Source organism: Ancylobacter crimeensis, assembly GCF_023016805.1.
GTDB classification, from domain to species: Bacteria; Pseudomonadota; Alphaproteobacteria; order Rhizobiales; family Xanthobacteraceae; genus Ancylobacter; species Ancylobacter crimeensis.
The window spans coordinates 114,751-133,551 of record NZ_JALKCH010000006.1 but is presented as its reverse complement, the minus strand read 5'-3'; the positions used below and the strand labels follow the sequence as shown (position 1 = coordinate 133,551).

19 protein-coding genes are annotated in these 18,801 nt (G+C 67.5%); 6 read left to right on the top strand and 13 right to left on the bottom strand.

What is annotated here, in order from left to right; genetic code table 11:
• Positions 1-57: 57 nt before the first annotated feature.
• Together MWN34_RS10310 and pxpB are read right to left on the bottom strand one after the other, a co-directional pair.
• Entirely contained in the window at positions 58-1,122 is a 1,065-nt protein-coding gene (locus MWN34_RS10310; protein ID WP_247028993.1) for a 5-oxoprolinase subunit C family protein, read from the bottom strand.
• Positions 1,119-1,832, bottom strand: a complete 714-nt coding sequence (gene pxpB, locus MWN34_RS10305) for a 5-oxoprolinase subunit PxpB (protein ID WP_281502971.1) — start codon at positions 1,830-1,832, stop codon at positions 1,119-1,121. The genes MWN34_RS10310 and pxpB overlap by 4 nt, the downstream gene beginning before the upstream one ends.
• 209 nt (positions 1,833-2,041) lie before the next feature.
• On the opposite strand from pxpB, the gene MWN34_RS10300 reads away from it, so the two are divergent.
• Together MWN34_RS10300 and cofH are read left to right on the top strand one after the other, a co-directional pair.
• The gene (locus MWN34_RS10300) at positions 2,042-2,815 is read left to right on the top strand and encodes a LamB/YcsF family protein (protein WP_247028991.1); all 774 of its coding nucleotides are present in this window, start codon (positions 2,042-2,044) and stop codon (positions 2,813-2,815) included.
• The gene (gene cofH / locus MWN34_RS10295; protein WP_425532090.1) at positions 2,815-5,304 is read left to right on the top strand and encodes a 5-amino-6-(D-ribitylamino)uracil--L-tyrosine 4-hydroxyphenyl transferase CofH; all 2,490 of its coding nucleotides are present in this window, start codon (positions 2,815-2,817) and stop codon (positions 5,302-5,304) included. Before MWN34_RS10300 ends, cofH begins: the two co-directional genes overlap by 1 nt.
• 73 nt (positions 5,305-5,377) lie before the next feature.
• Here the strand turns inward: cofH and MWN34_RS10290 are convergent, their stop codons facing one another.
• From MWN34_RS10290 to MWN34_RS10270, 5 genes are all read right to left on the bottom strand, one after another.
• The gene (locus tag MWN34_RS10290; RefSeq protein ID WP_247028989.1) at positions 5,378-5,590 is read right to left on the bottom strand and encodes a hypothetical protein; all 213 of its coding nucleotides are present in this window, start codon (positions 5,588-5,590) and stop codon (positions 5,378-5,380) included.
• Positions 5,591-5,706: 116 nt separating this feature from the next.
• Positions 5,707-6,654 (bottom strand): LLM class flavin-dependent oxidoreductase, encoded by a 948-nt coding sequence (locus MWN34_RS10285; RefSeq protein WP_247028988.1) that lies wholly within the window; start codon positions 6,652-6,654, stop codon positions 5,707-5,709.
• 36 nt (positions 6,655-6,690) lie between these two features.
• Positions 6,691-7,482, bottom strand: coding sequence for a CoA-transferase subunit beta (locus MWN34_RS10280; protein ID WP_247028986.1), 792 nt, complete (start codon positions 7,480-7,482; stop codon positions 6,691-6,693).
• Positions 7,472-8,452 (bottom strand): CoA transferase subunit A, encoded by a 981-nt coding sequence (locus MWN34_RS10275; RefSeq protein WP_247028984.1) that lies wholly within the window; start codon positions 8,450-8,452, stop codon positions 7,472-7,474. The genes MWN34_RS10280 and MWN34_RS10275 overlap by 11 nt, the downstream gene beginning before the upstream one ends.
• Positions 8,453-8,462: 10 nt before the next feature.
• A complete protein-coding gene (locus tag MWN34_RS10270; protein WP_247028982.1) occupies positions 8,463-8,672 on the bottom strand; it encodes a hypothetical protein in 210 nt (69 codons plus the stop codon).
• Between the two features lie 492 nt (positions 8,673-9,164).
• Here MWN34_RS10270 and MWN34_RS10265 point away from each other — a divergent pair, with 492 nt between their 5' ends.
• Both MWN34_RS10265 and MWN34_RS10260 read left to right on the top strand, forming a co-directional pair.
• Positions 9,165-9,689 (top strand): (2Fe-2S)-binding protein, encoded by a 525-nt coding sequence (locus MWN34_RS10265; protein WP_247028980.1) that lies wholly within the window; start codon positions 9,165-9,167, stop codon positions 9,687-9,689.
• 18 nt (positions 9,690-9,707) lie between these two features.
• Positions 9,708-10,505 (top strand): FAD binding domain-containing protein, encoded by a 798-nt coding sequence (locus tag MWN34_RS10260; RefSeq protein ID WP_247028978.1) that lies wholly within the window; start codon positions 9,708-9,710, stop codon positions 10,503-10,505.
• 64 nt (positions 10,506-10,569) lie between these two features.
• On the opposite strand, the gene MWN34_RS10255 is transcribed toward MWN34_RS10260, so the two are convergent.
• The 6 genes from MWN34_RS10255 to MWN34_RS10230 all read right to left on the bottom strand — a co-directional run bounded on the left by MWN34_RS10255 (position 10,570) and on the right by MWN34_RS10230 (position 16,699).
• On the bottom strand, positions 10,570-11,403 hold the full coding sequence (locus tag MWN34_RS10255) for an ABC transporter ATP-binding protein (protein ID WP_247028976.1): 834 nt from the start codon (positions 11,401-11,403) through the stop codon (positions 10,570-10,572).
• 43 nt (positions 11,404-11,446) lie between these two features.
• Positions 11,447-12,250: an ABC transporter permease gene (locus MWN34_RS10250; protein WP_247028974.1), complete on the bottom strand. Its 804-nt coding sequence runs from the start codon at positions 12,248-12,250 to the stop codon at positions 11,447-11,449.
• A 96-nt stretch (positions 12,251-12,346) separates the two neighbouring features.
• A complete protein-coding gene (locus tag MWN34_RS10245; RefSeq protein WP_247028972.1) occupies positions 12,347-13,333 on the bottom strand; it encodes an ABC transporter substrate-binding protein in 987 nt (328 codons plus the stop codon).
• 553 nt (positions 13,334-13,886) lie between these two features.
• Positions 13,887-14,822: a 2-hydroxyacid dehydrogenase gene (locus MWN34_RS10240; protein WP_247028970.1), complete on the bottom strand. Its 936-nt coding sequence runs from the start codon at positions 14,820-14,822 to the stop codon at positions 13,887-13,889.
• Positions 14,823-14,972: 150 nt separating this feature from the next.
• Positions 14,973-15,611, bottom strand: a complete 639-nt coding sequence (locus tag MWN34_RS10235; RefSeq protein ID WP_247028969.1) for a HutD/Ves family protein — start codon at positions 15,609-15,611, stop codon at positions 14,973-14,975.
• 143 nt (positions 15,612-15,754) lie between these two features.
• Entirely contained in the window at positions 15,755-16,699 is a 945-nt protein-coding gene (locus MWN34_RS10230; RefSeq protein WP_247028968.1) for a LysR family transcriptional regulator, read from the bottom strand.
• An 89-nt stretch (positions 16,700-16,788) separates the two neighbouring features.
• Between MWN34_RS10230 and MWN34_RS10225 the strand changes: the two genes are divergently transcribed.
• Both MWN34_RS10225 and MWN34_RS10220 read left to right on the top strand, forming a co-directional pair.
• Positions 16,789-18,246 carry a 4-hydroxyphenylacetate 3-hydroxylase family protein gene (locus MWN34_RS10225; protein WP_247028967.1) on the top strand — a complete coding sequence of 486 codons (1,458 nt, stop codon included), beginning with the start codon at positions 16,789-16,791 and terminating at the stop codon, positions 18,244-18,246.
• Positions 18,243-18,728, top strand: a complete 486-nt coding sequence (locus MWN34_RS10220; protein WP_247028966.1) for a flavin reductase family protein — start codon at positions 18,243-18,245, stop codon at positions 18,726-18,728. The genes MWN34_RS10225 and MWN34_RS10220 overlap by 4 nt, the downstream gene beginning before the upstream one ends.
• Positions 18,729-18,801: the final 73 nt, after the last annotated feature.

Sequence of the window (18,801 nt, the reverse complement as noted above, 5' to 3'; positions counted from 1 at the left end):
CGAGTCGATAGGGTTGTCCTGTCTTCTGTATCACGTAATCCGATTGTGCCATCCGCCTCAATCGAAAGGATGAACCTCTTCCAGCGCGCTGACGGCGCCGGAGATGAGGTTGCTCGCATAAAGCGCCGCCTCGTCGAGGCTGACAGGCGACCGCACGGGGGCAAGGGTGCCGATCGACCGCGCGATTTCCGCTTCGAGCTGCCGCCTCGCCTCCTCCGCCTCGGCGACCGACACTGCGACGAAGCGCAACGAGGCCCCCGGCAGCAGTCGCCCCGCGGCGGGAAGGTCGGCGGAAATCACGGTCGCGACCTTGGCATAGCCGCCGATGGTCTGGTGATCGACCAGTAGCACGATCGGCTGTCCGGAGCCCGGAACCTGGATCGAACCGGTGGCGATGCCGTCCGACACGATATCGGCACCGCGGACGAAGGAGAAGGCGGGTCCCGACAGCCGCATTCCCATCCGGTCGGCCTCGCGCGTCACCTCGAACGGCCCGCCCAGAAAGGCGGCGATACCCTCGTCGGTGAAGGCGTCCGCCTGCGGGCCGAGCACCACCCGCAGCGTCCCGGAAAAGGCGAGCGGCGGCGCGGCCGGGAGTTCGAGGCACGGACCATCGGCGGCGGCGGTCCCCACCGGCAAGAGGTCGCCCGCCGCGAGCGGCCGCCCTTCATGGCCGCCGAACCGCCCCTTGAGATCGGTGGCGCGCGAGCCGAGCACCGGGGCGACAGCGATGCCGCCGGCGACGGCAAGGCTCGCACAACCGGACCCGCGCAGCGGCCCGATGCGCACCGTGGCGCCGGTGGGCGCGTCGAAGCCGCGCCATGCGGGAAAGGCGAGGCTCGTGCCGCCGGCTTCCACCGTGATGGTCGCCTCCGCGCCGGCAAGCGCCAGACGCAGCGGCGCGCCGGTGACCTCGAAGGCCGGGCCGGCGAGGCGGCATTCGATGATGGCGGCGTCCTCGGCATTGCCGACCAGCGCATTGGCAAGGCGCATCGCCACCGGATCGAGCGCGCCGCACACCGGCACGCCGAGCGCCTGGTGGCCTTTGCGTCCAAGATCCTGCACGGTGGTCTGCGGGCCGGGTTGCAGGATGCGCAGCCCGGCACCGGGCGCGGTGTTCATCGGGCGGCCTCCCCGTCGCGACATTCGGGTTCATAGGCGCCGCGTGCCACCGCCGCGCGGATCGCCGCATGCTCGTCCGCCATCACGGGCCGGAACTGCACTCCGTCGCCGGGGGCGAACAGGGTCGGGGGCTCGCGCGCGGCATCGAAGAAGCGCACCGGCGTGTTGCCCAGCAGCCGCCAGCCGCCGGGCGATTCGATGGGATAGACTCCGGTCATGCGCTGGGCGATGGCGACCGAGCCGGGCGGCACCCGCACCCGTGGCGTCGAAAGGCGCGGAAGGTCGAGGCGCGGATCAAGATCGCCGAGATAGGCGAAGCCGGGCAGGAAGCCCTGCACATAGACGCGGTAGAGACCGCCCGAGTGGAGTGCGACCACCTCCTCCGGCGGCAGGCCGAGCGTGGTGGCGGTGTCGGCGAGATCCGGCCCGGCTTCGCCGCCATACAGCACCGGCAGCACCCAGATTCGCGCCGGCGCGGCCGTCGCCGTATCGCCCAGATCGCAGGAGCCGAGCGCGGCCTGGATGGATTCGGCCCCGGCGATGCGCGGGTCGTAATGCACCAGAAGCGAACGGAAGGTCGGAACCGTCTCGATCACGCCGGGCGGCGGGTCGGCCGCGATCCGCGCGGCGGCGCGATGCACCAGGGCGTTCAGCGCCGGGTCGATCGCCGCACCGAACTCGATGGCGAAGGCGGTGTCGCCGACGGGCAGGAAACGGGCAAGATCAGCGATGCTGCGAGCCGACAGGGGAGCCTCCTCGATCGGATGCGATGTGGGCGGCGCCCACCATCGCCCGATTTGGGCCAGGGAGGCGCCTTGCCGCTGGGAAAGTCATACTAAGAATAGTATGTTTCCTCTTGAAAGACATGATAATTTAATGTGTTAATCATATCCATAGGCCGAACCAATGGAGACTCGCCATGACCCTGCGCATCAATATTAACGCCGACATGGGCGAGGGCTATGGCCGTTACGACATCGGGAATGACGATGCCATTCTCGGTCTGGTGAAGAGCGTGAACGTCGCCTGCGGCCAGCATGGCGGCGACGCGACGGTGATGCGCCGGGTTTGCCTGAAGGCGAAGGAGAACGGTGTTTCGATCGGAGCCCATCCCGGCTTCAACGACATCTGGGGCTTCGGTCGCCGCAACATCCAGATGAGCGCGTCGGACCTCGAATATCTCGTGGCCTACCAGCTCGGCGCGCTCGCCGCCATGGCGAGCTATGCCGGTATCAAGGTAACGCATGTGAAGCCTCATGGCGCCCTCAACAACATGGCTGCGGTGAATGCCGATTATGCCATGGCGATCGGCCGGGCGATCAAGACGGTGGATCCCTCCCTCTATTATCTCGCGCTCTCCGGCTCGGAGATGGAGAAGGCCGCGCTGGCGCTCGACCTGAAGCTGGCCCGCGAGGCCTTCGTCGACCGGATGTATGACGATGATGGCAACCTTCAGTCCCGTGCCATTGCCGGCTCGGTGATCCGCGATCCGGCGCTGGCGGCGGAGCGCACCGTACGCATGGTCGAAACCGGCGAGATCCTCTCGGTGAACGGCAAGCGGCTGGCGACGCAGTTCGATTCGCTCTGCATCCACGGCGACGAGCCCACCGCGGTCGCGGTCGCAACCGCGGTTCAGCAGGGCCTCAAGGCCGCCGGCATCGAAATGGTGACGCTGCCCGAGATGATGGCCTGATGGCGGGGCTGGCGAGCGGATCTCTCGACGAGGTTGCCGGCCGCCTTGCCGGCGGCGGCCGGCTCCCGGAAGCCGACGCAATGAAACTGGCCGGCCTGGACGACCTCGGCGCGCTGATGCGTGCGGGCGCGCGGGTACGCGATGCCGGCTTTGGCAGCCTCGTCACCGTCTCGCGCAAGGTGTTCATCCCGCTCACCCAGCTCTGCCGCGACGTCTGCCACTACTGTACCTTCGCCCACCCGCCGAGGAGGGGCCAGCGCGCCTTCCTGACCCCCGACGAGGTGCTGGCGATCGCCCAGGCCGGAGCGCGGGTAGGGTGCGACGAGGCGCTGTTCACGCTCGGCGACAAGCCCGAGCTGCGCTACGCCGTCGCGCGTGAGGAACTCGCCGCGCTTGGCTTCGCCACGACGCTCGACTATCTCGCCGCCATGGCGAAGCGCGTGGCGGAAGAAACGGGACTGCTGCCGCACATCAATGCCGGTGTGATGGACGAGGCCGATCTGGCCCGGCTGCGTCAGGTCTCCGCCTCGCAGGGGCTCATGATCGAGACGACGGCCGCACGGCTTTCCGCGCGGGGCGGTCCGCATTTCGGCTCGCCGGACAAGCAGCCGACCGTGCGCCTCGCGACGCTGGAGGCGGCCGGGCGCGCGAAGGTGCCCTTCACCACCGGGCTCCTGATCGGCATCGGCGAGACGCGGGTCGAACGGATCGAGGCACTGCTCGCCATCCGGGCCTCGCATGAGCGGCACGGCCATGTGCAGGAAGTCATCATCCAGAACTTCCGCGCCAAGGCCGGGACCAGGATGGCCGATGCGCCCGAGCCGGCGCTGGAGGACCATCTCTGGACCGTGGCCGTGGCGCGGCTGATCCTTGGGCCCGGCATCAGCGTGCAGGCGCCGCCAAACCTTCGGCCGGACGGACTGGCGGCGCTCATCGATGCCGGCATCAATGACTGGGGCGGCGTTTCCCCGGTGACGCCGGATCACGTGAATCCCGAGGCGCCATGGCCGGCGCTGGCCGCGCTCGCGGCCGCGACACGGCGTGCTGGCAAGGTGCTGGCGCCACGCCTCGCCATCTATCCGCGGCACCTCGCGCAGCCGGATGTCTGGCTGGATTCCGCGCTGCGTGCACGGGTGCAGCGCCGCGCCGATGCCGCCGGGCTGGCCCATGAGAGCCTGTGGCGCGTGGGCGGGAGCGATACCTTCGGCGATACGGTGGTGGAGTGGCCCGGCGCGGCTTCGACGCCCGCCGCACCCATGCTCCGCGGGCCGGCGGGCGCGCTCGCCACGTTGCTGGAAAAGCCCTTCGCCGGGAGCACGCTAGGCGAGGTGGAGATCGTCCGGCTGTTCGAGGCACGCGGGGAAGAAGCCGAAGCGGTGTTCGTGGCGGCCGATGCTCTGCGCCGGGACAGGGTCGGGGAGCGCGTCTCCTATGTCGTCACCCGCAACATCAACTACACCAATGTCTGCTCCTATCGCTGCGGCTTCTGCGCCTTCTCGAAAGGCAAGGCGGCGGAACATCTGCGCGGCCGGCCCTATGAGCTCGATCTCGACGAGATTCGCCGCCGCGCCCGCGAGGCGTGGGCGCGGGGGGCGACCGAGGTGTGCATGCAGGGCGGCATCCACCCGGATTATTCAGGCCACACCTATCTCTCCATCGTCCGCGCGGTGAAGGCGGCGGTGCCGGACCTCCATGTCCATGCCTTCTCCGCGCTGGAAGTGCGGCACGGTGCGGCGACGCTGGGCGTCCCGGTGTCGGAATTTCTTGCCATGCTGAAGGCAGCCGGGCTGGGCACCTTGCCCGGCACGGCGGCGGAGGTGCTCGATGACGAGGTGCGCCGCCTCATCTGCACCGACAAGCTCACGACGCAGGACTGGCTCGACACCATCGCCAGCGCGCATCGGGTGGGGCTGAAGACCACCTCGACCATCATGTTCGGCCATGTCGATGGCTATGTGCACTGGGCCCGGCACCTGCTCCGGCTGCGCCATCTCCAGCAGGAGACGGGCGGGCTAACTGAATTCGTGCCGCTGCCGTTCCTTCACATGGAAGCGCCGCTGTTCCTGAAGGGCGGCACCCGTGCCGGGCCGAGCCGCCGCGAGGCCCTGCTGATGCACGCGGTGGCGCGGCTGGCGCTCGATCCGGTGGTGAGCCATGTGCAGGCGTCCTGGGTGAAACTCGGCGAAGGCGGGCTTGCCGCCGCGTTGCAGGCCGGCGCCGACGATGCGGGGGGCACCTTGATGGACGAATCCATCAGTCGCGCAGCCGGCGGCATCCATGGGCAGGAGTTTCCGCCTGCCCGGATGGAAGCCGTCATCCACGGGCTGGGGCGCATTCCGCGCCAGCGCACCACGCTGTATGGCGATGCGCCGGAAGCGCAGAGGCGGGCTTCGCTCGCCGCGCCCGTGCTCACGCCGCGCTTGGAGGCGCCGGCCGGGAAGCGGGCAAAGATCGGCAGCCTCGCGGCGCTGCGCGAACAATCCGCGTAATATTCGGTGTGGAGAATCTCTGTGTGTCGTCGCCCAGGCGATAAGGGCCGCGCAGAATCTCACTACGGCCGGATCAGCCGGGTCCGGGGCCGTGGCGGGCGGTGTCGGCGCTGAACATACGGGTCAGCCAGCTGCCGACGAGGCTGCGCGCGCTCTCAACCACATCGAATCCGCCCGCCATGCCCGCCTTGACGGCAGGGGCAGCACGACCGCTGTCCGAGATGGACGCGGTGAAGATACAGATCGCGATGGCCGCGGAACCGGCCATTCCCGACAGGACGCGCACGGGACCTCCCCAAGCTTTTCTTTAGAGCAATGCTCAGCTGTGGAGGTCGCGAAGTCAACAGAAACGGCCGGGTCAAAGCGATGTTTTGTCGCAAGGGCCGGAGGCGCCGCCCTCGTTCAGCGCCGCAGCAGCGGCAGCACGTCCCGCGCCAGCGCCTCGACCTGCTCGCGATGGTAGCGCCAGGGCACGAAGCAGATGTTCTTCACGCCGGTGGCGACATGAGCGGCGATCTGTTCGGCGCATTCCTCCGGCGTGCCGACGATGGCGCTGTCGAAAGTGGACTGGCTGCCCTTGGACAGGTCCCATTCCGCGTTCAGCCACTCCGTCATGAGGGGCATACCTTCCTCGCGCGGGCCGACATAGATCGGAAGCTGGTTGAGGCTGTCGAGGTCCGCCGGGTCGCGGCCGGCTTCCTCGGCATAGGCGCAGATCTTCGCCCAGGCCTCGCGATAGCCCTCCGGCGTGTAGAAATAGGTGAGCCAGCCGTCGCCCTTGGTCGCCGCGCGCTTCAGCACCACGTCGACATAGCCGCCGACCAGGATCGGGGGATGCGGCTTCTGCACGGGCTTGGGGAACATCACCGCATTGCGCAGGTTCAGCTCGTCCCATTCGCCGGTGACGCTCTCTTCGGTCCAGAGCCGGCGCAGGATGTCGAGGTTGCGGTCCATGATCCTGCCGCGGCGATCATGGGGGATGCCGACGGCGTCGAACTCCCGCTTGTACCAGCCCACCGCCGCACCGAGCGTGAGGCGCCCGTTCGAGATCAGGTCCATCGAGGACAGCTGCTTGGCGAGGATCACCGGGTTGCGCAGCGGCAGCACCAGAACCCCGGTGCCGATGCGGATCTTCGAGGTAAGGGCCGCGACCGCCGTGAGCAGCGAGAGCGAATCGATGATCGGGAAATTGGGGTCAGTGCCGAGCAGGATGTGGTCCCACACCCACAGCGATTCGAAGCCGAATTCCTCCATGCGCACGCCATAGTCGATCAGCGCGCGCGCATCCGGCATTTCCGGGAAGCGGGTGAAGTTGCGCATCGCGATGCCGTAGGAGACGGGTGCTGGCATGGGAGGTCTTTCCGCTGTGGGGCCGGAGACGGAGAATCAGGCGGTGTAGAGCCGCTCGGGGTCGAGTTCGCGCAGGATGCCGAGCTCATGGTCCGTGGGCGGCATGGTGACGGGCACATCCGCCGGCACGGGCAGCGGAAAGCCGGTCTTGGCCTTGATGGTCTCGGCGCTCACGCCGGGATGCAGGGCCAGCACGGTCATCGCGCGCGTCTCGGCATCGAAGCCGAGAATGCCGAGATCGGTCACCACCCGGAACATGCCGCCCGCCGGCAGGCCGGCGTCGCGCCGGCTGGTTCCGCCGTCGAGGAAGCCGGGCGATGTGATGAAGTCCACCTTCTCCACGAAGCGTCGCTTCTCGTGCTTCATGGCAACGATCATCTCGGCGAGGCTGGCGATGTCGTTGCCTCCTCCGGTGCCGGGCAGGCGGATCTTCGGACGTTCGGCATCGCCGATGAAGGAGGAGTTCAGATTGCCGTAGCGGTCGATCTGCGCACCGCCCATGAAGCCGACATCGACATAGCCGCGCTGCAGCATCAGCAGCACGTCTGTGATCGAGACCAGCATGTTGGCGCGCCGGGCGCAGCGCTGCTCATTGGTGGAGGGTGGCAGCTTGCCGGGCTCGACGAAGGGGCCGATCACCCCGCCTTCGAACAGGATGGTGAGGCCCGGCGCGCGGGTGCGCTGGGCGAGGATGGCGGCCAGAAGGGGAATGCCAACCCCGGCGAAGACGGTCTGCCCGTCCGCCAGCAGCCGCGCGCTCATCACCGCCAGCAGTTCCGATCCGGTATAGGCCGCGGCATCCGGCGCGTTTGCGGTTTCAGTCGTCATAGATGCTGCTCCCGCGGCGGCGGGCGTCGAGCAGCTCGGCCATGCCGATGCGCTCCAGATAGGCCGCCCAGTTCTTCGGTTCGTGATAGAAGCGCTCGAGATAGGCCTTGGCACCGGCATCGGGATCTTTCGCGGTCATTGCCGCATAGAGATCCATATGGCCGTAGAAGGGCTCATAGATGCCGTAGCACTCATGGGGCGCCGAGCCGAACGGCACCTCTACAACGGCATCCACGGTGAAGAAGCCGATCTTGGTCTGGTCGGGCGCGCGGCGGATCTGTTCGTTGGAGACGATGCGCTCGGTGGTGAGGATGACGCGCTTCGCCGCCATCGCCATGTCGACATCCATGAAGGTCAGGCCGTCGAGCTGGGCGTTGCCATAGGCGTCGCAGCGCTGGACATGGATGAGCGCGACGTCGGGATTGAGCGCGGGCACCAGCAGCAGCGTTTCGCCGGTGAAGGGGCATTCCATGGTGCGTGCGCCCTCGGCGCGGTCCAGCACGCCCGAGCCCAGCATGGAGCGCATCGGCATGAAGGGCACGCCCATGGCTCCTGCCTTGTAGCGCAGGCCCATCGCCATGTGGCTCCACTCCTCGAAGCGGGCGCGGCCGCTCTCGGTGTGGGCCCGCATGACCTTGGAGACGCCCCAGACGATGCCCTGGCTGAACCAGCTCGTCATGATGTGGCGGGACGCCCCGGAGGCGAACAGCAGGTCGCCCTCGGTGGAGATGATGGAGCGCGAGACGGCGAGGTCCTTCACGCCCCGCCGGATCAGCGCCCAGATCATCGCGAAGGGGGTGCGCGAGGCCGTGCAGCCGCCGAGCGAGACGTGCTCTCCATCGGAGACGAGCTTCGCCGCCTCTTCCAGCGACATCACCTTGTCGCGCAGCGAGCGGTCGCGGTCGCGGGTCGCCGCGCGCAGTTCGAGATAGGGCGTGACGCCGCCGCGCCGTTCGCCGGTGCTGTCCATCCCCGTCTCCTCAGGCTGCCGTCGCGACGCCGGCGTCGCGGTTCATGGCGGTGATGCGTTCGTCATGGGCGGCGAGCCGGTCGGTCACCCCCTTCCGGAACGAGGCGTGCCGGCGGCGCTCGAAATCCTCGACCGCGATGCCGCGCTCGGCAAGGTGGGTCACCGTGCGGCGATGGACGGCCGGATCCACGATCTCGGTGGGGAGGTCAAACGGGTTCATGCGCGTCCTGTGGGGGTCGGACGTGTCCCGATGTCCGGGTTTCACGATGATGAATGTCATACTATCTATAGTACCATTCAGACAAAATCTGCTGTCTTTGCAAGAGTGTCAATCGGTTAAATAATCAGGCGCGGCTGTTCCTTCCGCTTCTGTCGGCGGCAATGCGTGCGGCGCCACCGATGCTGCCGGCGGTTGGCGGATCTGTTGAGGAGAGACGGAGCCGTGGTCGCCGGCCATCGCGTCATCTGCGTGCTATCGGTCGTCATCATCCTATGTGCCGTATCACCATATTCCATTGTCGAAATCAGACGTCATATCCAACGCTTGTCACGATCAATCATTGGGCAGATGGCGCCGTATTTCGATGCAGATGATCGCATCGACGGTGTCCTCCGGTGGCCGGGAGCGGCGTGAAACCGATCGCCGCCTGCCGAAAGGCTGGCACGGGCGTTGCGACGTGCGTGCGGGAGCGCAAGCAGGAGGAGAACAGCGATGCCGGCCATCGCCCTGACCGTGAACGGGACGCCGCACGGCATCGACATCGACGGCCGGGCCTTGCTCGTTGATGTGCTGCGCGAGGGTCTCGGCCTTACCGGCACCCATGTGGGCTGCGACACCAGCCAGTGCGGAGCCTGCACGGTCCATCTCGACGGGCGTGCCGTAAAGGCCTGCACGGTACTGGCGGTGCAGGCGGACGGCCACGAGGTGCTGACCATCGAGGGCATCGGCACCGCAGGCGCGCTGCATCCGATGCAGGTCGCCTTCCGCGAGCATCACGGCCTGCAATGCGGGTTCTGCACGCCAGGCATGATCATGGCAGGGCTCGACATTGCCCGCCGCAACGGGCCATCCGTCGGGCCGGAGGTGGTTCGGGAGGAGCTGGAGGGCAATCTCTGCCGCTGCACCGGCTACCACAACATCGTCAACGCCATCATGGCCGGCGCACAGGCCATGGGCGGAATGCAGATCGTCGGCGGTGCGCCGGATGCCGACGCGCCAACCGTCTCCGCCGCTTGAGCCCGCGAGAAGCGACCGATGTTTCCCTTCGACTATCATCGCCCGGACAGCCTTGATGCGGCCCGCGTGCTCGTCGCGGCCGGTGACGACATCAAATTCCTCGCCGGGGGGCAGACGCTGATCCCGACGCTGAAGCAGCGCCTGGCCGCACCGGGCGGGTTGGTCGATCTCGCCGGGATCGCATCTCTGCGGGGGATCGCGGTGGGGCCGGGGAGCGTGACGATCGGAGCGATGACACCGCATGCCGATGTCGCCGAACATGCCGGGCTGCGTGCGGTGCTGCCCGCGCTGGCTGGCCTCGCCGGGCTTATCGGCGATCCGGCGGTGCGCAATCGCGGCACCCTCGGCGGATCCCTCGCCAATAATGATCCCACCGCCGATTATCCTGCCGCCTGCCTCGCCTTCGATGCGGTGATCCTGACCAGCGGGCGTGAGATTCCGGCGGGGCTCTTCTTCCTCGGCCTCTTCGAGACCGCGCTGGAGCCGGACGAGGCGATCGTCGCGGTGCGGTTTCCGATCCCGCGCCGTGCAGCCTATGAGAAGTTTCCCAACCCCGCGTCGCGCTACGCCATGGCCGGAGTGATGGTCGCGGAAACGGCGGACGGCGTTCGCGTGGCGGTGACCGGGGCCGGCCAGTCCGGGGTGTTCCGCTGGGAGGAGGCCGAGACGGCGCTGGAAGCCGGCTTCATCGTCTCGGCATTGGACGGCCTGCAACTGCCGGCGGAGGACATGATCGCCGACATCCACGGCAGCGGCGCCTATCGCGCCCGTCTCGCATGGGTGATGGCCCGACGGGCGGTGGCGCGGCTGGCGTAAGCGCATCGACCCGCCATCGCCGGATCCGCGGCCTGTTCCCGAAGGGCGGGCCGCGTATGAAGGCTCAGTGCTCGTCGTCCTTGATCTCGTTCTTCAGCAGTTCGAGGATCCGGCGCTTCACCGCGATGAATTCCGGCTCCATTACCATGTCGAGCGAGCGCGGCCGCGGAATCGGCACCACGATCTCCTCCTTCAGCCGGCCCGGCCGGGCGGTCATGACATAGATGCGGTCGCCCAGCAGGATCGCCTCGTCGATGTCGTGGGTGACGAACAGCACCGTCTTCTGGTGCTGCTCCCAAACCTTGAGCAGCAGCTTCTGCATCGAGGTGCGGGTCTGGCTGTCCAACGCGCCGAACGGCTCGTCCATCAGCAGGATGCGCGGATCATTGGCCAGCGCCCGGGCGATGGCCACGCGCTGCATCATGCCGCCGGAGAGCTGCTTGGGATAGGCGTCATGGAAGGCGGCGAGGCCGGTGTCGTTCAGGTATTGGCTGACGATCCGCTCGCGCTCCTCCGCCGGCACCTTGCGGCGCTTGAGGCCGAACTCGACGTTTTCGCGGACCGTGAGCCACGGGAACAGCGTGTAGGACTGGAACACCATGCCCCGGTCGGCGCCTGGGCCGTTCACCTCGGTGCCGTCCAGCAGGATGTGCCCTTCGGTCGGTTCGGCGAGGCCGGCGACGAGGTAGAGCAGGCTCGACTTGCCGCAGCCGGACGGCCCGACGATGACGGCGAATTCGTTGTCCGGCACCTCGATCGAAATCCGGTCGATGGCGAGCACGCTCTTGCCGGTGCGCGCCTTGTATTCGAGGCGCACGTCCTTGATCGACAGATGCGGGCCGGCCGGTTCCGGTTGGGCCGGGTACGGGCCGGTCTTGGGGGCGACTGCAACGCTCATCGGGAAATCTCTCGCAAAAGGGTTCGCCGGCTCCGTTCGCCGCTCAGTTCGCCCACGCCACCAGCCGCATGCGGAACAGGCGGAAGACGAGGTCGGTGAGCAGTCCCAGAAGGCCGATGATGGCGATGGCGAGGAAGATCACGTCGACCTGGAAGCCGCGCATGGCCTTCATCGAGATGTAGCCGAGGCCCGAGGAGGCGGCGACCAGTTCGGCGACCACGAGATAGGTCCAGGCCCAGCCCATGGTGACGCGCAGCGTGTCGATGATGCCGGGCAGCGCCGCCGGGGTGAGGACGTGGAGCAGCGCGTCGCGCCGCGAGGCGCCGAGCGTGTAGGAGGCGTTCAGCAGATCCTTCGGCACGCTGCGCGAGACGTCCGCGATCATCACGAGTTGCTGGAAGAAGGTGCCGAAGATGATGACCATGATCCGCTGCTCGATGCCGATGCCGATCCACAGGATGAACAGCGGCACGAAGGACGTGACCGGCAGGTAGCGGATGAAGTTCACCAGCGGCTCGAGCGCGGCCTGCACCACCTTGAACGTGCCCATCAGCAGGCCGAGCGGGACGGCGACGATGGAGGAGATGACGAAGCCGGTGACCACCACCTGCACGCTCGCCCAGATGTGCTGGCCCAGGGTGCCGTCGTCGAGCAGGCGGAAGAAGGCGTCGGTCACCTGCGTCGGCGAGGGCAGGAAGATGTCCTGCATGAAGCCGCCATAGGTGAGAATCGACCACACCCCGATCACCGCCACCCAGGTGACGGCGGAAACGGTGAATTTGAGGGCCGTCGGAATCTCGGCCTTGGGCGTCAGGCACTGGTCGAGGAGGGAGGTCTTGCGGGCCATGGCTCTTCCGTCGGCATCGGAGGGCGGTGCCGGCCGGCGCCGCGAGGGAGCCGGCCGGCGGCAGATGGTGCGCGGCGGGCAGACGCCCGCCCGTCCTCACTTGAGGTGGCCGGAATCCACGACCTGATCGTAGGTGACGGTGCTCTTCATCTTGCCGAGATCGGACCAGATCTCGTTGCCGAGCTTGATCACGTCGGCGATCGGGCCCGGCTTCTCCTTGGTGCCCAGATAGTCGATGGTCATCGGCTTGTCGTAGAACTTCACGCCCGCGGCGGCGTCGGCGAAGTCCTTCGGATCCTTGAGGTAGCCGCCGACGCCCTTGGCCATGATGGCGTTGGCCTTCTCCGGGTTGGCCTTCATGTAGTCGACCGCCTTGTAGAGCGCGTCGAGGAAGCCCTTCACGTCCTTGGGCTGCTTCTCGATCACCGAGCAGGACAGCTCCAGCACGTCGACGATGACGCCGGGAGTATCGGCGCTGGAGGTCAGCACCTTGCCGACATTCTTGGTCCTCACCAGAGTGAGGTTGGGCTCCCAGGTCACCGCGGCGGGAACCTGTCCGGCGATGAAGGCGGCCGCGGCGGCGTCGGCGCTCATGTTGAGCACCTCGATCTCCTTCAGCGGGATGGCCTTCTTCTTGAGCAGGTAGGAGAACCAGAACTGCGAGGTCGAGCCCTCGTTCATCGCGACCGTCTTGCCCTTGAGGTCGTCGAGGCTGTTGATGGCGCTGGTGGTCACCATGCCGTCGCCGCCATGGCTCTCGTCGAACACGCCGACCGCCTTGAAGCAGAACTTGTCGGAGCGGTACTTCAGGATCTCGTCGATCGTGGTCGCGGTGCCGGAGAGCTTGCCGGCGGCCTGTGCCGCCATGGCGAGCGCGGAATCGTCCACCACCTGAAACTCGACGTCGACGCCGTTTTCCTTGAAGTAGCCGAGCTCCTTGGCGAGATAGAGCGGGCCGTAGCCGACCCAGATCGTGTGGCCGATGGAGATCTTGCCTGCGAAGGCCGCCTGCGAGGCGAGCGCCGCCAGCACCGTCCCGCACAGCGCGCCGGCGACGTGCCGGCGGAAAAACGTGTTCAGCATTGGGTCAATTCCTCAGATCATGCCAAGGGTGCAGGCGAAGCCTCCGCGCATCCATGCGGCGGGAAGGCCCGGCCGAAATGTTTGCGAGAGCCCATGGACGGAACCGCCAGCGCGGTGAACCGTCTCAAGTTGAAAAGCAATTGCTATGCCAGACGCGGGGCATGACGGCCGCTGAGGAAGGTGCGCGGTCCGTGCAAAAACTTGCGGCAAAACGGTAACAGCGTCGCAGGGCCGGGATTTACTTGCAGGAAGGCGACCGGGAACTACCGGAAAACTGAATAGGGGCCACCTGTATCAAGGTATTCGCTGGCGATGGCTGGCAGCGCGGCAATGAAGTGGGCGCCGGCAGAGGCTGAGGCATGCCGCAAGGGTTCGTACAACGCCCGCGGCCCGTGCGCCATTCAGCGCGGTCCCGCTCGAGCATTGTCGCAGCACGGGCTCCGCTTCGTCCGAGATTATGTCTATACCTAGGAGCGCGCCGGGCGAGACTTGACCGGGCAGAGAGAATGGGGCGGCGGCGCGGGCCGCCCCTTCTGCCACCCTTGGCAGTGCCTCAATAGCCCCGCATCGGATGCACCTCGTGCAGCGGCGGTTCGCCGCGACGCACGCGCCGGATGCTCTCCGCAACGTCGCGGGCGGCGCCGGAGGGCACGGTGATGCTGGCGATGTGCGGGGTGATGAGCACGTTCGGCGTGGTCCAGAGCGTGTGGCTTGCGGGCAGCGGTTCCTCGACGAAGACATCCAGCGTCGCCCCGCCGAGATGGCCGCTCGCGAGCGCCGCGATCAAGGCCGGCTCGTCCACGAGGCGGCCGCGCGAGGCGTTCACCAGTTTCGCGCCTTTCTTCATCAGCGCCAGCTCGGCCGCGCCGATCAGGCCCTCGCTGTCGCGCGTCAGCGGCACCAGCACCACCACGATCTCGCTGTCGGAGAGGATGTGCTCCAGCCCGTCGCGCCCGGTGAAGCTGGTGACGCCCTCGATCCGCTTGGCGCTGCGCGACCAGCCGGAGACGGTGAAGCCCATCCGTGCCAGGGCCGCTGCCGCCGGGCCGCCGAGTTCGCCCAACCCCAGCACGCCGACCCTGATCTCGGAGAGCGCGCGCGGGTGCACATAGGTCCATTCGCCGCGCCGCTGCGCCTCTTCGAAAACCGGGATGTCGCGGGCGTAGCGGGTGACGGCGAAGATGATGTAGCTCGCCATCATCTGCACCATGCCGGGATCGTTGAGCCGGGAGATCGGCACCGGCACCAGGTCATCGCGGCGCACCAGCGCATCGACGCCGGCCCCGAGATTGGTGACGAGCTTCAGGTTGGGAAAGCCCGCGAAGAAGCCGGCCGGCGGCGACCACACCAGCGCATAGCTCACCTCGGACGGATCGCCGATCTCGGGCGCCACGCGGAAATCGAGCTCGGGCAGCTCGGCGGTGAGCGCCTCGCGCCAGGCGGCCGGATCGTCGACGGCGCTGTAGAAGACGAGGGCTTCCTTGCTCATGCCGACATCGCTCCGATCCTATGCTCTGTCCGTCCGTCCTGTGCAGCTCTCACGCCCCTTGACTCCTCACCTGTCGGGCCGCAGCCCGGAACCTCGCCCCGGTCGAAGCAATGGCCATGCCGCCCGGGCGATGCAAGCAGCCGGAAGGTCTCATGGGTCGGCGCCGTCGTCCCGGACAGGGGCGAGGAAGCCTGCGAGGGCGCTCGCGCCTGCCCTTCCCTCGTGCGGGGCGGCGCTGAGCGTGACCTCGCCATGGGTCACCAGCGTGTCGCCGGGCGCGAGCTCGATTGCGCCGCGCTCCCCGCTCACCCGCCACGTTCCGGCCGCCGCATGGAGCACGACATGGCCGCCGGCTGGCGCGGCGAGGAGGGATGCCGAGCGGTCGGTGAGCGGCATCACCTGCGCCGTCCAGCGCCCGCGTCGGGTCATGATGTTCAGCACCTCGACCGGCCCGTCCGGCAGGCGGGAGGTCGGCGCCTGGGCGCTGTCGAAATAGAGCGGTGCCAGCGGCAGAAGGGTGCGGGTGCCGTTGGCGAAGACGAGTTCCAGCCGCGAGCCGTGCAGCAGCGTGATGTGGCGGTCGATGCCGGGAAAGGACGAGAAGGGTCCCTCGACGGGAATCGGCGCGAGGCTGATGCGGATATCGAAATCCTCATGCCCCGCCCCCTCGGGAAGCAGCAGCACGTCGCGGGTCACCCCGGCGCCGTTCTTCCACGGCGTCACGCGGTGGTCGACTGGGCGGATGAGCTGGAGACGGGGCGTGATCCCCTTCTCCGTTCCTGTCTCCATGATTGCCGTCATTCCGCGCACTCTCGCAATGTGCCGCGCACTCGCGCAGCCTGCTCCGTCAGGCTAGCGAGCGCTCCCGCCTCCCGGCAATGCCCTGCGGCAGACCGTTTTTCGATCCAGCGCATCGGGCCGGCCTATCCCGCTCAACGCAGCGTGTGGCGCGGGGAGAGGGTGCCCGGCGCGAACAGGCCGCCTTCGCTGAAGCTGGCGGCGAGGTGGCGCGCGAACACCTCGACCGCCGGGCGTGCCGCCTGCCGCTTGAGCCGCAGCGCGACGAGGCGCACCGGCTCCAGCGCATCGACGATCGGCACCGAGGCGACCCGCCCGCCATCGGCGGTGAGCTGGGTGCGGGGCATGACGTTCTGGATGGTGTAGCCGAGCCCTTGTCCCACAAGGCCGCGCGTCAGCTCATAGACCCGCGAGCGAAAGGCGATGCGCGGCTCCAGCCCGGCGGAGCGGAACAGCCGGACGAAATAGTCCCGCGAATAGGGCAGATCGAGCAGGATGAAGGGCTCCGGCGCAAGGTCGGCCAGCGTCACGCTCTCGCGCGCGGCCAGCGGATGGTCGGGGGGCAGCACCGCATAGGGCGGCAGTTCGGCCAGGCTGTCGGCCACGATCTCTTCGGGGCGGGCGAAATCATAGGAGAGCGCGATCTCTGTGCGCCCGGCAATGAGGGCGTCGAGGACGAGCTGCTGGTCGCCCTCGTCGAGATTGACGCTGATGCCGGGATGGGTCTGGGTGAAGCGCGAGATGAGGCCGGGCATGAAATGGGTGGCGAGCGTCCAGAAGCAGCCCACCGAGATTTCGCCGCGAACCTCGTTGGTCATGTCGCGCGCGTTCTGACCGAAGTCGCGGGCATGGTTCAGCAGCAGCCGCGCCTCGTTGATGATGCGGGTGCCGGCGATGGTGGTGGTCACGCCCTTGGCGTGGTGGCGCACGAAGATCTGCACCCCGCATTCCGCCTCGAACTGGGCGATGGCCGCCGAGATGGAAGGCTGCGAGACGTTGAGCTGGCGCGCCGCCTCGGTGAGATTGCCGCAATCGGCGGTCGCCACGATGTAGCGCAGGGCGCGGAGCGATAGGTTCATCGGAAAATATTATCTCAAGGAACGACGAAAAATATTTTACCGATCCATTCGTATCGCACAAGATTTGCCCACGAGAAAAGGATGGGCACATGATCCGCACGGGTGATGAATATCGCAACGGGCTGCGCGACGGGCGCGAGGTCTGGATCGACGGCGAGCGGGTGTCGGACATCACCGGTCATCCGGCCTTCCGTCCGATCATCGACGTGAAGGCGCGCATGTACGACATGCAGCATGAGGCCGCCTATCAGGACCGCCTCACCTATGTCGAGGACAACAAGCGCAACACCATATTCTACAAGCCGCCGAAAGAAACCAGGGACTGGACCGACAAGGTTACCGCGGTCGATCTGGTGATGAAGGACATCGGCGGCGTCGTTACCCGCGTCGGCGACGAGACGATCGGCGAGGTCTGGTCACTGATCGACGGGCGCGACGTGCTGGCCGAGTTCGACCCGCGCTTTGCCGACAATGTCGACCGGCATGTCCAGAACATCTTCGACAACGACATCTTCCATGTCTCGGCCAACACCGATCCGAAGGGCGACCGCTCCAAGCCCCCGCAGGATCAGGATCCCGACATGATGGTGCATGTCGTGAAGGAGACAGACGCCGGCATCGTCATCCGCGGCGCCAAATACGAGACCGCCGCCGCCTATGCCGACCAGGCCTTCCTGAAGCCGACCGTCGGCGCCTGGGCGAACGAGAAGCTCTCCGATTACGCGGTAGGCTGCATCGTGAAGATGGGCGCGCCGGGCGTGAAGCATATCTGCCGCTCGGGCTTCGCCGGCCGTTCCGACCCGAAGGACTACCCGCTCGCCAACCGCTTCGACGAGGTCGAGGCGCTGGTGGTGTTCGACAACGTGCTGATCCCGTGGGAGGACGTGTTCTTCTACCGTCACACCAAGGCGGCGCAGTACATCCGCGCCACGCTGCACCGCTACTCGGCCTTCCCCTATGTGCAGCGCCTGCTCTATGTCGCCGACATGATGATCGGCGCTGCGATGTGGAACGCGAAGCAGACCGGCCTCGACAAGCTGCAGTCGGTTCGCGAGAAGCTCGCCGATCTCGTCTGCTATCGCGAGGGCATCAACGCCCACCTCACCGCCTCGATCACCTTGGCGGAGAAGAGCCCCGGCGGCCTTTTGATGCCCAACCAGTCGTTGCTCTATGCCGGCCGCGTCCACGCCTGCTCGCAGCTTCCCGCCATGATGCACATCGCCCGCGAGCTGTGCGGCGGCCAGATCTGCGTCACCCCGAACGCCGCCGCCTTCGAGGCGCCGGGCTCCGGCGAGTGGCTGAAGAAGTTCTACTCGCTCAACGAGGAGTGGGAGGCGGAGGACCGGCGCAAGCTGCTCGCCTTTGCCCGCGATCTCCTGAACTCCGATTATGCCGGCCACCGGCTCACCTTCGTGCAGTTCGCGCAGGCTCCGCACTTCAACCACCTCGCGGCGGTGTATGGTGCCTTCGATTTCGAAGGCCCGCTCGATTTCGTGCGCAAGGCGGCCGGCCTGTCCGACAAGGTTCTCGGAGCGAAGAAACAATGACCATCGATCCCGCCCTTTTCCGCGAGGCCATGGGCCGCACCGCCGCCGGCGTCACCGTGGTGACCACCGACGGCGAGGCGGGGCGCGCGGGGCTCACCGTCTCCTCGCTGTGCTCGCTCTCCATGGAGCCGCCCTCGGTGCTATTCTGCGTGCACCGGGACAGCCGCTCGCTGCCCGCGCTGATCGCCAACGGCGTCTTCGCCGCGAACATCCTCGGCCATGAGCAGCACCGTATCGCCGACAGCTTCGCCGGCCTGATCCCGGAGCTGCGCGACGACCGCTTCGCCGCCGGCGAATGGGACATCCGCGAGACCGGATCGCCGCTGCTGGTCGGTGCGCTCTGCCGCTTCGACTGCCGCATCGCCGGCCTGTTCGATTTCGGCACGCATCGCATCGTCGCCGGCGAGGTGGTGGCGGTGGAAACCCATGCCGAGGAACCGCTGGTCTATTCCCGCCGCGCCTATCGCCGCCTGTCGGCGTGAGGGGAGCGCTCGTTCACGGTCATTCCGACCGGAGGCGCAGTCGAGGGCGGCGAGAGTCGGGACGAACGAGGCG